At 54.0% G+C, this 14,497-nt stretch carries 9 protein-coding genes; 6 read left to right on the forward strand and 3 right to left on the reverse strand.

Annotated elements, in window-relative coordinates:
• Positions 1 to 9: 9 nt before the first annotated feature.
• The 3 genes from O59_RS02580 to gshB form a co-directional block, all read right to left on the reverse strand.
• A complete protein-coding gene (locus O59_RS02580) occupies positions 10 to 606 on the reverse strand; it encodes a YqgE/AlgH family protein (protein WP_007639211.1) in 597 nt (198 codons plus the stop codon).
• Positions 607 to 667: 61 nt separating this feature from the next.
• Positions 668 to 1,588 carry an energy transducer TonB gene (locus O59_RS02585; protein WP_050976932.1) on the reverse strand — a complete coding sequence of 307 codons (921 nt, stop codon included), beginning with the start codon at positions 1,586 to 1,588 and terminating at the stop codon, positions 668 to 670.
• A 61-nt stretch (positions 1,589 to 1,649) separates the two neighbouring features.
• Positions 1,650 to 2,603, reverse strand: a complete 954-nt coding sequence (gshB, locus tag O59_RS02590) for a glutathione synthase (RefSeq protein ID WP_040391073.1) — start codon at positions 2,601 to 2,603, stop codon at positions 1,650 to 1,652.
• Positions 2,604 to 2,959: 356 nt separating this feature from the next.
• Here gshB and pilG point away from each other — a divergent pair, with 356 nt between their 5' ends.
• The 6 genes from pilG to O59_RS02620 all read left to right on the forward strand — a co-directional run bounded on the left by pilG (position 2,960) and on the right by O59_RS02620 (position 14,493).
• On the forward strand, positions 2,960 to 3,355 hold the full coding sequence (pilG, locus tag O59_RS02595; RefSeq protein WP_007639219.1) for a twitching motility response regulator PilG: 396 nt from the start codon (positions 2,960 to 2,962) through the stop codon (positions 3,353 to 3,355).
• 156 nt (positions 3,356 to 3,511) lie between these two features.
• Complete coding sequence (pilH, locus tag O59_RS02600; protein WP_007639222.1) at positions 3,512 to 3,874, forward strand: twitching motility response regulator PilH; 363 nt, start codon at positions 3,512 to 3,514, stop codon at positions 3,872 to 3,874.
• Positions 3,875 to 3,998: 124 nt separating this feature from the next.
• Positions 3,999 to 4,541, forward strand: a complete 543-nt coding sequence (locus O59_RS02605; RefSeq protein WP_007639224.1) for a chemotaxis protein CheW — start codon at positions 3,999 to 4,001, stop codon at positions 4,539 to 4,541.
• Positions 4,542 to 4,640: 99 nt separating this feature from the next.
• Entirely contained in the window at positions 4,641 to 6,800 is a 2,160-nt protein-coding gene (locus O59_RS02610) for a methyl-accepting chemotaxis protein (RefSeq protein WP_040391078.1), read from the forward strand.
• Between the two features lie 57 nt (positions 6,801 to 6,857).
• On the forward strand, positions 6,858 to 7,715 hold the full coding sequence (locus O59_RS02615) for a protein-glutamate O-methyltransferase CheR (protein WP_007639229.1): 858 nt from the start codon (positions 6,858 to 6,860) through the stop codon (positions 7,713 to 7,715).
• A gap of 40 nt (positions 7,716 to 7,755) precedes the next feature.
• Positions 7,756 to 14,493 (forward strand): Hpt domain-containing protein, encoded by a 6,738-nt coding sequence (locus O59_RS02620; RefSeq protein ID WP_007639231.1) that lies wholly within the window; start codon positions 7,756 to 7,758, stop codon positions 14,491 to 14,493.
• Positions 14,494 to 14,497: the final 4 nt, after the last annotated feature.

The following is a 14,497-nucleotide window of genomic DNA, read 5'->3' on the forward strand; positions in this document are numbered from 1 at the left end:
GGGTATCGATCAGGCGTGACCAGCGGTGCTGGCAATTAAATTCACATCAATACCCAAGGCTTGGGCCGCCGCCGTCCAACGCTGTTCAAGTGGGGTGTTGAAAATAATATTTTTGTCCGCTGGCACGGTGAGCCAGGAGTTTGCAGCAATTTCTGCTTCCAACTGGCCTTCGCCCCAACCGGCATAACCCAGTGCAATCAGCGAATGCTTGGGGCCATGCCCTTCGGCGAGCGCCACGATAATATCGCGCGAGGCAGTGAGGCTGATCTCGGGAGAGATTTCCAGTGTGGATTGCCATTTGGTATCCGGGCTGTGCAATACAAAACCGCGCTCCGGTTGCACCGGGCCGCCGCTCATCACAATTTGCTCACCCAGATCGGACACATCGCTCAGTGCCATTTGCGCAAAAATTTCTTTGAGCAACATGGGTGTCGCCATATTAATCACTACGCCCATGGCGCCTTGTTCACTGTGCTCACAAATGTAAGTCACGGTGTGCGCAAAAGACGAGTCGTTGAGCCCGGGCATGGCAATCAAAAAGTGATCGCGCAGGCTGCCGGGAGTGAGCTCGTCAATATCGGTTGGAAAGTCAGGTTTATCGTTCATGGATTCAGTATGAGGCCAACAGGAGCTAAAACAAGCGCTGGGGGAAAATTTATTCCTGTCCCTAATTGGCTGTGGTCGTGATGGTCGATTGTTTGCCGGTGATCTCAAAATTCCAGGTGCGGATGATTTGCAAGCGATCGGCCTGCTTGCGGATCTCGGCGGGAAATTGGGCAAAGGGCGCGGACAGGCGCACTATTTGGCGCGCGGCATCATCCAGAATGCGCTGGCCGGAGGACTGTAATACTTTAATTTCATAGATGGTGCCATCGGGGTTGATTACCACCGACAGGCGCAAATGCCCGGTTATTTTGCGGTTCAGCGCTTCTTTGGGGTAATTGCGATTACCAACCTGCTCAACTTTGGTACTCCAGTCATGCAGGTATTTGGCATCGAAAGATTCTTTGGTGGATACCGAGGTCAGGGTGCGTACCCGCGGACGCTTGGCGTACTCCTGACGCTGTTTATCCAATTTGGCTTGCAGGCTGGCAATTTCGGCGGAAACCATCAGTTGATCGTCCGTCAGTCCTTCGCGCTGTTGCACTTCCGTGCGCTCATCCGGGTTCTGCGTCATTTGCGCAACATGGGTGCTGCGCGACTGGGTGGTAATCAGCTGCTGCTCTTTGAGTTTTTGGGTGGCAGCGGCTTGCTGTGGCACCGGGTTAACGTCGCGCACTTGTGTATCGGCAAATTCAGCCTGGCGCTCGGTCGTGAGCTGTTTGGCTTCATCCAGCGTACCGCTGGCTTCCTGATTGTGCTGGGCTAAAAAATTGGCGTCATCCGGCGAGCGCGCCGCTTTGTGAGTGGCGAGGGTAATTTCAATGGTCTGTGAGGTATTGCTGTGATCGGGCAATTTAAAGCTGATGCCCAGAATCAATAATGCATGCACCACTATCGCCAGAAAAAAGGTAAAACTCAGGCGATCGCCACTATCCACCGGTGCGGTCGCTAAGGTTTGCTGTTCAAAGGCAATGGCCTGATTCATGCTGCTGACTCTGGTTTTTTTCACCGGCGACTAGTTCTGGCGTGTCACTGAAGGGGCAGGTTTAACGGAGCGCTAATTTACGCGCTATGGCATCGACAAGCCGTGACCCAATTCCGGTGTTGTAGGCCTTATCGATTTCACGGGCGCAGGTCGGGCTGGTGACATTGATTTCAGTGAGGTATTCACCAATCACATCCAGGCCGACAAACATCAGCCCTTTGGCTTTTAATACGGGCGCAACTTGCGCAACTATCCAGCGGTCTTTTTCAGTCAGTGGCTGGGCGACACCGGTACCGCCTGCCGCCAGATTGCCACGGGTTTCGCCCTGCGCGGGAATACGCGCCAGGCAGTAGGGCACGGCTTCGCCGTCCACCACCAAAATACGCTTGTCGCCTTCGCTGATGGCGGGGATGTAACGCTGCGCCATAATCAACTGCTGGCCAAATTCGGTCAGGGTTTCAAGGATCACACCTACGTTGGGGTCGTCCTGACGGCAGCGGAAGATACGGCTGCCGCCCATGCCATCGAGCGGCTTAAAAATCACATCGCCATAGTGTTTGTGGAACTCGCGCAGGCGCAGCATATCGCGGCTCACTAACACCGGCGGGCAGCACTGCGGAAATTGGGTGGCAAAGATTTTCTCGTTGCAGTCGCGCAGGCTGCGTGGGTCATTCACCACCAGCGCACCTTGCTGTTGCGCTGCTTCGAGAATATAAGTGCTATAAATGTACTCATTGTCAAACGGTGGGTCTTTGCGCATCAGGATCACATCCAGATCGCCGAGTTTTTTATCTTCTTGCAGCCCTAATTCGTACCAGCTGTCGCTGTTATCGGCGACAAACAAATTGCGCGTACTGGCGCGCGCTTCACCCTGTAATAGGTAGAGATCTTTCTGCTCCATGTAGTGCAAATCCCAGCCGCGCTCCTGCGCCGCCAATAGCAGCGCGAGGGTGGTGTCTTTATAAAAAGTAATATCCGCGATGGGATCCATCACCACGCCAAGAGAGATAGCCATAAAGGATGCTCAACTGAAAATACGGAAAGTGGGATTTGCCGCCGGCATAAAAACCCTGCAGCGCACCAAGTGGGAACTAAAGTTAAAGGCTAGGTAGAATTAAAGCAAGGTTATTGCCGCGTGTTTCTACCTCTCAAATGATTATAAAAACTGTACGGATTACTCATATATTCAACTAGTTATGGCGCAAGCCTAAAAACTATGTTAAAAGTTTAGCTCCATTTTAGTGGCGTTATTTTGACGCCTGCTAACCGGTGACTATCTGGCGCGTCCATAGATCTCAATAAATCACGCGTATATCTGGCAGCTACAGTCAATAAATCAGCTGTGGCAATAACAAAAGGCAAGGTCAGAGTATGGAAGTAACTTACGAAAGCCTCAAAGTGATGGTGATAGACGACAGTAAAACCATCCGTCGCACGGCTGAAACACTGCTTAAAAAAGCAGGCTGTATGGTGATTACCGCTACCGATGGCTTTGATGCCCTGGCGAAAATTGCCGACACCCGCCCCGATATCATCTTTGTCGACATCATGATGCCGCGCCTCGACGGCTATCAAACCTGTGCGTTAATCAAAAATAATAGTGAATTCAAGACTACGCCGGTAATCATGTTGTCCAGTAAAGACGGTCTGTTCGACAAAGCCAAAGGGCGTATTGTCGGCTCCGATCAATACCTCACCAAACCCTTTAGTAAAAGCGAGTTGCTGGGCGCCATTGAAGCCCATGTCAAGCATTTGAAAGCATCCTGATAGGCAAGCCCCGATCCTCTCGGGGCGAGTTTGGTTGTTCTCCCGCTGTGCTCAAACGCAATAATACCAACAGGGTCAGCTGGGGCTTCATCCAAATAATTACTGACGATTAACCGCAACCACTGCGGCTACCTAATATGTTTTTTTGGAGCATTTATGGCCAGAGTATTAATTATTGACGACTCACCCACCGAAACTTACAAGCTCACCAGCATGTTGGAAAAAAACGGCCATGTTGTAATGACGGCCGATAATGGTGAAGCCGGTATTGCCATGGCGCAAAAAGAGCTACCCGATGTAGTGTTGATGGATGTGGTGATGCCTGGCCTAAACGGCTTCCAGGCGACTCGCCAGCTGTCCAAAACCCCGGAAACTGCCCATATTCCGGTGATTATCGTCACCACCAAAGACCAGCAAACTGACCGTGTTTGGGGTATGCGCCAAGGCGCCAAAGCCTATTTATCCAAACCGATCACCCAGGAAGTGCTGATGGCCGCTATGGCCGAAGTACTGGCGTAATAAAGGACAAGCTTGTCACCATCCGGGATGATGAATAGACAATAACAACAAGCATCATTCACCGACCTCAGGCTCGCCGGGCCGAAAATCTCTGTGTTGATGCACGACAGTTATGGACAGAGATATGTCAGAACCACAGGCCGCGTTTCAGGCCCTGCTTACATTAGCCCAGCGCAGCCGGGCCGCCGCGCGCGGCTTGCCGGCACAGGCAGATATTCGCCCCCACTGGAGCGGCATTGGCTTTTCCCTGATGGGCAGCTATTTTGTCGCTCCCATCGGCGAAGTGTCGGAAATGCTCGAAGTTCCCAATCATACGCACTTGCCCGGTGTTCAGCCCTGGGTCAAAGGCGTTGCTAACGTGCGCGGTCGTCTGCTGCCGCTGTTTGATCTGGCGATGTTTTTTGGCGATCGCCTGGGCAGTTCACGCAAACACCGTCGCGTCTTAATTCTCGAAACCGAAACACTTTATTCTGGCCTTATCGTCGATCAGGTGTTTGGTATGCAACATTTCCCCATGGATGAATACACTGAACAGGCTGGCGCTGTACCTAATGCCATCCTGCCGTTTGTCACGGGCAGTTATCCTCAAGGAGGCGAGCGCTGGTCGCTATTCAGACCTGCATTGTTGGCCGAGGATCCGCGTTTCACCAACGCGGCCAAGTCGTAGTAGATTCACAATCGCAAGGCAATATCAGGCTTTTTGACCCGCGCAAAAAGCATAGTGGACAGAAAAAATAAAACCGAATGCTGGTGTAGGAGTGTGTAGATGAAAACTGAGTCAAAAATTGCCGCTTTCCGGGCGAAACCCGCGACTATCATCGCTACGGTCTTGCTGATCGGATCGTTTGTGGCGGCGGTAGTACTCCTGGTGCTGATTAACCAGGGTAAAACGAACGACCAACGCTACTTGCAACAGGCGAGTGACTTGCGTGCGCAAGCGTATCGCCTGACGTCTTTGGCACGTGACGCCACCTCGGGCGATGAACAAGCCTTTGGTGAGTTGACCGGGGTGGTGAGCAGCATGAGCGGCACCTGGGACATGTTGCGCACTAGCGACGAGCGCACTCGCAAGGCACTCAGTGTCGAGTTTGATAAGTTCGGTGCTATCTGGAAGGGTGTGCAAAACAACGCCCAGGATATAGCCACCAACAAGGATCTGATTGTATCGCTCAACAATGTGGGTAATACCCTGAATGACAACCTGCCAACGCTGCAGACCGAACACAATAATATTGTGGATATCCTGCTCGAATCCGGCGCTCCTGCCGATCAGGCGATTCAGGCCCAGCTGCTCTCCTGGCGCGCCGAACGTATTGGTCGTAACGTGGATAAAATGCTGCGCGGTGATGCCGATGCTGGCAATGCGGCCGACCAGTTTAACCGCGATGCCAACTTCTATGCCCGTGTACTGAGCGCGATGAAAGAGGGCGACCCGGCACTGCGCATCACTCGCGTATCTGATCCGCAAGCCCGCGCCAGTCTCGATCAAATCACACTGTTGTTTGATGGTGTAAGCAAGTCAATTCAGGAAATGGTTGATGGTTCTGCAACCCTGACCCGCGCTCGTCAAGCCGCCGATGCACTGCTGGTTGATACTCCCCAGCTGCTGCAAAGTCTGGCCGCTATCTCCGATAAAATTGCCCAGCAAGCCGATAACCGCCCCTTTGTTAACAACACCTGGGTAATTGTGTTTGCTGCCATCACCCTGATTTCACTCTTCTTCCTCGGCTTCAACCAGTATCGCGGCGCCCGTAAACGCGCTGACGAAACCACCGAAACCAACGAACGTAACCAGACTGCGATTTTGCGTCTGCTCGACGAACTGGCCGACCTTGCGGACGGTGACTTGACCACTACTGCAACCGTAACCGAGGACTTCACCGGTGCGATCGCTGACTCTATCAACTTCACCATCGACCAGCTGCGTATTCTGGTAGCGCGAATCAACGAAACCGCGGTAAACGTATCGGCCGCTGCGCAAGAAACCCAGCAAACCGCGTTGCACCTCGCTGAAGCCTCTGAACATCAGGCGCAAGAAATTGCCGGTGCATCCGCCGCGGTAAACGAAATGGCGGTCACCATCGACCAGGTATCGGCCAACGCCGCCGAATCGGCAGCGGTAGCGGAGCGCGCGGTATCGATCGCGGGCAACGGCGCGAAAGTGGTACAAAATACTATCCACGGGATGGATACCATCCGTGAACAGATCCAGGACACCTCCAAACGTATTAAGCGCCTCGGTGAATCGTCACAAGAGATCGGTGATATCGTAAGTTTGATTAACGACATTGCGGACCAAACCAACATCCTCGCACTTAACGCGGCAATTCAGGCATCGATGGCCGGTGACGCGGGCCGCGGCTTTGCGGTGGTAGCGGACGAAGTTCAACGCCTTGCGGAACGTTCCGCAGCCGCAACCAAGCAGATTGAAGCGCTGGTAAAAACCATTCAGAACGATACCAACGAAGCGGTAATTTCGATGGAACAAACCACTTCTGAAGTGGTGCGCGGTGCGCGCCTTGCACAGGATGCGGGTGTGGCACTGGAAGAAATTGAAAACGTATCTTCAAGCTTGGCGGAATTGATCCAGAACATTTCGAATGCCGCGCGCCAACAAGCATCGTCTGCGGGTCACATCTCCAACACGATGAATGTTATTCAAGAAATTACTACCCAAACCTCTGCCGGTACTTCTGCTACCGCGCAGTCGATTGGTAACCTCGCCGAAATGGCACTTGACCTGCGTGAATCCGTAGCTGGTTTCAAACTGCCGGAAGAGGACATGTCGGAAGGCCGCGCTAATGCCGCGCGCAAAGCCATGGCGACTACTCCAGCCATGGACTTTGACCAGAACGCGGATGTCATTGATTTGGATGAAGAGTTGTTGCCCGACGACGATATCTTCGCCAACGCCTCAAAAGCCTGATAAGCAGTCGCCGCCAGCGATCCTGGCGGCGCAGCCTGTAACTTACAGAAAGTACCTATGGCCTGGTCTCTACGCACACTACCGACACTCAGCCAGGACCAGTTTGTCCAGTGGGGCAAACTGCTGGAGGAGCGCACCGGTATCCAACTGGTTTTTCAACAAAAAGCCTGGCTGGAGTCGCAGATCTACTCGCGCTTGCGCGATCTGGGCTATGACGACTACGACAGCTATTATCACTTTGTGGCGCAGGACAGTATCGATTCCAAGCTCGAATGGGCGCGCTTGATTGACCGAATCGCGGTCAAGGAAACCAGCTTTTTCCGCCATCGTGAATCTATCGAGTATGTGCGCAGCTACTTACAGCAAAAGATTAACAATCAGTCGCTGCAAGGCAGTTTTGATGTCTGGAGTTTGGGCTGTGCGACGGGTGAGGAACCCTACTCGCTGGCGATGGTAGTAAACGACTGTTTTGAGTTGGCGGCGATTAGCCCCTACTACGGCATTACCGCTATGGATATCAGTTCGTCGGCGCTGGCAGCCGGTCGGAAGGGGCGTTATAGCAAACGTCGCACCGAGCAGGTAAAACCGGACGAAGCCAAACGCTATCTGCAGGTTTGTACTGACGGTAGCTATGAAGTAGTGAGCAAGCTGCGCGACCGCGTGTGTTTTACCCAAAGTAATATTATCCACGCGCGCCAATTACCCCAGGTGAGTGTGGATGTGATTTTCTGTCAAAACCTCTTGGTGTATTTCCGTCGCTGGCTGCGCCGCGATGTACTGAATGCCTTGGTGGAACGGTTAAAACCGGGCGGCTTGTTAGTAGTCGGCCTGGGTGAAGTGATGGACTGGGAACATCCCGAAATGCAGCGCACTGACGATGATCAAGTGCAAGCCTACGTTCGCGTAGAACGCTAAAAAGTCGCACCGAGCGAGAATAACGAGAGGAAAGCTCTGCATGGCAGACAATCGCAATTTTGCCGCGTTGGATTGGTTGATCCACGAGATCAGTGAGACGCTGAAAGAAGCGCGCCAAGCCCTCGAAAGCTATGTTGAAAATCCGAAAGATGCTGCGCGTATCCGCTTTTGCTTGACCCATATCCATCAGGTGCATGGCAGCCTGCAGATGGTGGAGTTCTATGGCGCCGCGATGCTCGCGAGCGAGATGGAGCAGCTCACCCAGGCGATGATCGCCGGTACTGTGGGCAATAGCAGCGAAGCGCAGGAAGTGTTGATGCGCGCTATTTTGCAATTTCCGCTGTATCTGGATCAGGTCAAAGCCACCCGCAAAGACAACCCGCTGGTGGTGCTGCCACTGCTCAACGACCTGCGTGCAGTGCGCGGCGAAAGCCTGCTCACCGATACCAAACTGTTTGTGCCCAATTTAACGCCCGCCAAAAAGGTCAGCGGCGCACGCCTGCCGGTTACTAATGACAATGTGCAATTCCAGGCCATGGTGCTCAAACTGCGCCAGATGTACCAATACGCCGCCTCGGGGTTTATCCGCGGCGTAAACCCGGAAGAAAATCTTGCCTACCTGCAAAAAGCCTTCTCACGCCTGCAAAAACTGACCCACGGCACCGCGCGTTTTGCGCTATGGGACATCTGCCTTGCGCTGGTGGAAGCCATCGAAATTGATGCGATTGAGATGAGCGTGGCCGTTAAAAACCTACTGCGTCAATTGGATAAAGAAATCAAAGTGCTGGCAGTACACGGCACCAAAGCGCTGAATAGTTTCACCAATGATGAACTGATCAAAAACCTGCTGTATTACGTGGCGCGTGCAGGCAAACACGCACCCGGCTTCCCCCCTAACTCCCATCTGCAACGTATTTACGATACTTATCAGCTGGAAGAGGCGCTGCTGGAGGGCAAAGAGACCGGCGAAGAAATCCAGGACATGATTTCGGTGCCGGACGCAGACGCGATGCGCTCGGTCGTGGGCGCGATCAAAGAAGAATTGGGACTGATCAAAAACGGTCTGGATGTATGCCTCGCGGGCGGTAATACCCAGAACACGCTCAAAGAAGCACTGCCTATCGTCAAGCGGGTTGCCGATACCATGGCGGTTCTTGGTTTGGGTGATTTACGCAAGCGTTTGCTGGAGCAGGGCGCGGCATTGGAGTTAGTGGTTGAGTCCGACAGCCAGTTGTCGGATGAGCAACTATTGGCCGTGGCCAGCCAGATTATTTCCATCGAAAACTCACTCGACAGCTTGTCTGAATACGGCGCTCAGGATGCTGGTGGCGATGAGGGCGATATCACCCTGAGTCGCGCCAAGGAATCAGTATTGCGCGAATCGCGCAATGGCCTGGAGCATGCCAAAGACGCGATCATTGAATACATTGCCTCCCAGTGGAACCGCCAGCATTTGCAAGCGGTGCCTACTACTTTGCGCGAAATTCGCGGCGGTCTGGATATTATGCCGCTGCCCCGCCCCGCCAGAATTCTTGGCGCCTGCGCCCGCTTTATTGAAGAGCAGTTACTGGCGCAGGACACCACACCCCAATGGTCTACCCTGGACACCTTGGCCGACGCTATTACCAGCGTTGAATACTATTTGGAGCGACTGAGCAGTGGTGGCCGTAAAGAGGAAATCGACTTACTCCTCACTGTGGCGGAAGAAAGTGTTGCCACCCTGGGTTATGCCGTCGCCAAAGTCAGTAATATTGAGCGCGATGAACAGCCCGCCGCTGCCCTGGAAAGCGTATCGCCCAGCAGTGAAGTTAGTGCGGCAGAAGCTGAGTTAGCGGCCGCCTATGAACAAGCGCATGGCAGCGAAAGCGCAGCTGATGAGGTGGCTGCCGAAGATGAATCCGCCTATCTGGAAGCGGTGTATGCCAGCGCTACCGGCGATGTGCCCAGCGGTGAAAGTGAAACCATTGAATACTCGCTGCCTGAGGTGACGGAGTACAACATTGAATCGACTGAGGCAGCCGAAACTACTTCGGCCCCAAGTGATCAGTGGCAAGAAGCGATTGATCAAGAGGTAGAGGAAGAGGTCGAAGAAGATCCCGAACCCACCCTGATTGCCACCAACAATGCGCCGGTGATTGAGCGCGATAATGAAGACATCGACGATGAAATTATCGAGATTTTCATCGAAGAGGCCACCGAAGTCACTGAAACTATCAGTGAATATTTCCCACGCTGGGCGCAGAATTTCGACGATAGCGAGGCGCTGATTGAATTCCGTCGCGCCTTCCACACCCTCAAAGGCAGTGGCCGCATGGTGGGCGCCAATGAGATCGGCGAGCTGGCCTGGTCGATTGAAAATATGCTCAATCGCGTGCTCGATCACACGATCAGCCCACAAGCGGCGCATGTGTGCATTATTGAAAATGTCTGCAGCTTGCTGCCGGGCATGATTGCCGCCTTCCGCGACAACGAACTCTACCCGCAAGCGGCCCTGGCTGAAACTTATCGCCAGCAAGCCCAATCCCTGTCGCAGGGGATTATTCCCGACGCGCTGGAGCAAGAAGAGTCAGACAGCGATGCACAGGAATCGTCAACCGACAACACCTTCGAAGCCACTCCAGAGGAAGTGGCTGCCGAGGCGGAGTTTGAATCTGAAGAGATCAGTCTCAACGATTCGGCAGATAACGATGAGTATCTGCTGACGGCGATTGCCGAGGATCAATTACCGGAGCAAGAAGAGGACGCAGATGCCTATGTGTTGGATCTGGGTCATGAAATCAGCGAACAGGAAGATCTGGTTGATGCAGTCATCGACGAGCTCCAGCTGGAGCAGGATTTGCACAGCGAATCAGCAAATGAAGAGCTACTTGATGCCGAAACTCCACCGCTGTTAATGGTTGAAGAGTCTGTCGATGAGGCGCTGGATCTAGACGATCCGGATGCCCAACTGTGGGATATTTTTGGCGCTGAAGCTATTACTCATCTGCAGGTGGTGGAAGAATTTATCGCGCGGATGGAGGCCGAAGCCCCCATCTACGAACCGCCCAGTGAAGAAATGCAGCGCGCCTTGCACACCCTCAAGGGCAGTGCGCATATGGCGGAAATTACCCAAGTGGCTGAATTGGCGACGCCACTGGAGCGTTTCGCTAAAGAGTTGCGTTCTTATCACGTCAATATCAACGACGATATCCTCCAACTGTTGCGTGATGCCGTCAGTTATACCCAAATTGCCCTGCAACAAATCGAGGACGGTGAAACCGTCAATATTCCGCGCTTGCAGCAATTTATTGCACGCGTCAATGAGCTGCGCGACATTCACGTCGCACCGTTGGTACGCCAGCAGGAACTGGACGAAACCGGCAAGCGCCCGGTTGACCCGGAATTACTCGCTATCTTTATGGCCGAGGAAATGAACCTGCTGCTGGATGCAGACAAGATTATTGCCCAGTGGCAAGCCAACCCGGCGGACACAGTTGAGCTGATTCCCGTGATGGATGAGCTGGGCAAGCTCACCAAAGCGGCGGCCCATGCTTACTTGCCAGCTATGGCGGAGCTGAGCGAGAAGATTCACAGTGTCTATGAAGCGATCATTGCCGATCAGCTCAGCTGTTCAGCACAGGTTTGCAGTTCACTCAACCTGGCTCATGTTGCGCTGCTGGATATGGTGGACGCCATCGCCGCCGGCCAGAATCTCAATGGCATCCCCGACAGCATCAACGATGCCCTGGACGATTTGCTCAGCACCGAAGTTGTGACGCTCACGGCCCTGAGCACCCACGAACTGGGTGGATTTGACGAAGAAATTCCGCTCATGGAAGCGGTGGAAGAAGATTTAATCGATAGCGATGCTGTAGATACCTATACCGGGCTAGACAGCTATACCGCAATAGATAGCCACACCGAAACCGACACTGACAGCGAATACACCGGGATAGAGCTGGTTGACGACACTGGCGATAGCGACGAAGACAGCATCGAGCTGATTGATTACCCTCCGGTGGAGGTTGCGCAAGCCGAAGAAGATTACGATTACCCTGCGCTGGAAAATGCTGTGGCCGGTTATGACATGGCTGCAGATACGTCGGACCTTCTCGATTTACCGCTGGTGGAAATCGGGGCCGAGCCAGAATTACTAACAGAACCAGAACCAGAACCAGAACCAGAACCAGAACCAGAACCAGAACCAACCACTCACGATGCGGAAAATGCTGCCGGGTTCGACGAGGATTACGATCCCGAAATCGTGGAAATCTTTATTGAGGAAGCGGGCGAAATCCTTGAGGAAATCGACGGTTCACTCAACGAATGGCAGGACGATTGGAACAATAGCGACTGTGTTGAGCAGCTAAAACGCTCGCTGCACACTTTCAAAGGTGGCGCGCGTCTGGCTGGCTTGATGGCGCTGGGTGATCTGTCCCACGACTTTGAGACCATGCTGATCGAGATGGATCAGGACGCCGAGTTGGATCAGGCCTTTTTTGCGCGCCTGCACGACTTCCAGGATCGCATGCACAGTGGCGTGGAACAGGCGAGCAAACTTCTGAATGGCACAGCTGCCACTACTCCGGCGGCAATGGGCGCAGCGCCCACGGCCAGCGAAGCGCAAGAGTTGGATATTCCACTGCTCGATACCAGTGTTGAACTGGGCGATGAGGCGGATGAGTTGACCCAGGGTTATACGGTTAGCGATGCCGATGAACCTCAGCCGGTTTACAGCAAACCCACGGTGGTGGTCGACAATACCCGCGCCGACCAAATTCGCGCATTTGAAACCGACGGCACACCCAGTGAAAAACCGAATGTGCTGACTTTTGCGCCCAAGGCCAAACCGGCCACGGGCAACCTGCCACAGATTCCCGGCAGTGAATATGGTGGTGGCCTGCGCTCCGGTAATACCGGCCCTGCCCAGGTACAGCATTTGGCAGCGCGCCGCACCGGCCCGCAGGAAGTGGTTAAAGTCTCCGCCGAATTGCTGGAAGAATTGGTTAACCTCGCCGGTGAAACCTCCATTAGCCGCGGCCGTATGGAACAGCAGGTTAGCGACTTGAGCGGCTCGATCGAAGAGATGGATGCCACCATCCAGCGATTGCAAGAACAGCTGCGTCGACTCGATATTGAAACTGAAGCGCAAGTATTGTTCCGCCAGGAGCAGATGGCGCAACACGAAGAATTCGACCCGCTGGAGATGGACCGTTATTCCCAGCTGCAACAACTGTCGCGCTCGCTGATTGAGTCCGCCTCGGATTTGATGGACTTGAAATTCACCCTCGCGGATAAAACCCGCGACACCGAAACCCTGTTGTTGCAACAGTCGCGCATTAACACCGACCTGCAAGAGGGTCTCATGCGCTCGCGCATGGTGCCTTTCTCGCGCCTGGTGCCGCGCCTGCGCCGGATCGTGCGCCAAGCCGCCACCGAACTGGGCAAAGAGGTGGATTTTGAGCTGGACAACGTCGAAGGCGAACTGGATAGAAGTGTACTTGAGCGTATGGTTGCGCCGCTCGAACATATGCTGCGCAACGCGGTTGACCACGGTATTGAAATGCCGGATGAGCGTATCGCTGCCGGCAAAAATCCGAATGGCCGCATTCTGCTTACCCTCGGACGCGAAGGGGGCGATGTTATCCTGCGCCTGATCGACGACGGTCGCGGTATTAACCTCAAGCGCGTGCGTGAAAAAGCCATCGAGCGCGGTTTGATGTCTGCTGACGCCCAGCTCAATGATCAGGACGTGATTCAATTCATCCTGCACGCCGGTTTCAGTACCGCCGACAAAGTCACCCAGATTTCCGGTCGCGGCGTAGGCATGGACGTGGTGCACTCCGAGATCAAACAGCTCGGCGGCGCCATGTTTATCGACTCCAACTGGGGTTCAGGCACTGAATTTACCATCCGCCTGCCGTTTACCGTATCGGTTAACCGCGCGCTGATGGTGCAGATTGGCGATGACCTCTACGCCATCCCGCTCAACTCGATTGAAGGTATTGTGCGCGTCAGCCCCTTTGAGCTGGAGCATTATTACCAGGACGAAACCGCGCGTTTTGATTACGCGGGCGAGCAGTATCTGGTGCGCTACCTCGGCAGCCTGCTGGACTCCAGCGCCCAACCCAAGCTCGATGGCCAGATGCTGCCGCTACCGGTGGTATTGGTGCGCAGTACCGAACACACCGTAGCGCTGCAGGTGGATCGCCTGCTGGGCTCGCGCGAGATTGTGGTAAAAACCCTTGGCGCCCAGTTCAGTGCGGTGCGCGGAGTATCCGGCGCCACAGTCATGGGCGATGGTAATGTGGTAGTAATTCTCGATTTGCACGCCATGATCCGCGAACAACTGGCATTGGGCCTGCAAAACGCTATCCAGCTCGAACCGCTCAGTTTGGCAGCGCTCAAAGACGAAGACCTGAGCGAGAAGACGGTAATGGTGGTGGACGACTCGGTAACAGTACGCAAGGTAACCAGCCGTTTCCTGGAGCGCGAAGGTTTCCGCGTAATCACCGCCAAAGACGGGGTAGAGGCGCTGCAAGTATTGCAAGACCATATGCCGGATGTGATGTTGCTCGATATCGAAATGCCGCGTATGGATGGTTTCGAAGTGGCCAAAAATATCCGTACCAGCTCGCGCCTGAAAGATTTGCCGATCATTATGATCACCTCGCGTACCGGTGAAAAACACCGCGAGCGCGCCTTTAGTCTGGGCGTGAACAAGTATCTGGGTAAGCCGTATCAGGAAGATCTGCTGCTGAGCAACATCCAGGAATTGCTGCACATTCGCACCAAATAAGGCA

This window comes from Cellvibrio sp. BR (assembly GCF_000263355.1).
Taxonomy (GTDB): Bacteria; Pseudomonadota; Gammaproteobacteria; order Pseudomonadales; family Cellvibrionaceae; genus Cellvibrio.

Coding starts and splice junctions, on each gene's coding strand:
- O59_RS02580 (WP_007639211.1), bottom strand. CDS start 606: ATGAACGATAAACCTGACTTTCCAACCGATATTGACGAGCTCACTCCC.
- O59_RS02585 (WP_050976932.1), bottom strand. CDS start 1,588: ATGAATCAGGCCATTGCCTTTGAACAGCAAACCTTAGCGACCGCACCG.
- gshB (WP_040391073.1), bottom strand. CDS start 2,603: ATGGCTATCTCTCTTGGCGTGGTGATGGATCCCATCGCGGATATTACT.
- pilG (WP_007639219.1), top strand. CDS start 2,960: ATGGAAGTAACTTACGAAAGCCTCAAAGTGATGGTGATAGACGACAGT.
- pilH (WP_007639222.1), top strand. CDS start 3,512: ATGGCCAGAGTATTAATTATTGACGACTCACCCACCGAAACTTACAAG.
- O59_RS02605 (WP_007639224.1), top strand. CDS start 3,999: ATGTCAGAACCACAGGCCGCGTTTCAGGCCCTGCTTACATTAGCCCAG.
- O59_RS02610 (WP_040391078.1), top strand. CDS start 4,641: ATGAAAACTGAGTCAAAAATTGCCGCTTTCCGGGCGAAACCCGCGACT.
- O59_RS02615 (WP_007639229.1), top strand. CDS start 6,858: ATGGCCTGGTCTCTACGCACACTACCGACACTCAGCCAGGACCAGTTT.
- O59_RS02620 (WP_007639231.1), top strand. CDS start 7,756: ATGGCAGACAATCGCAATTTTGCCGCGTTGGATTGGTTGATCCACGAG.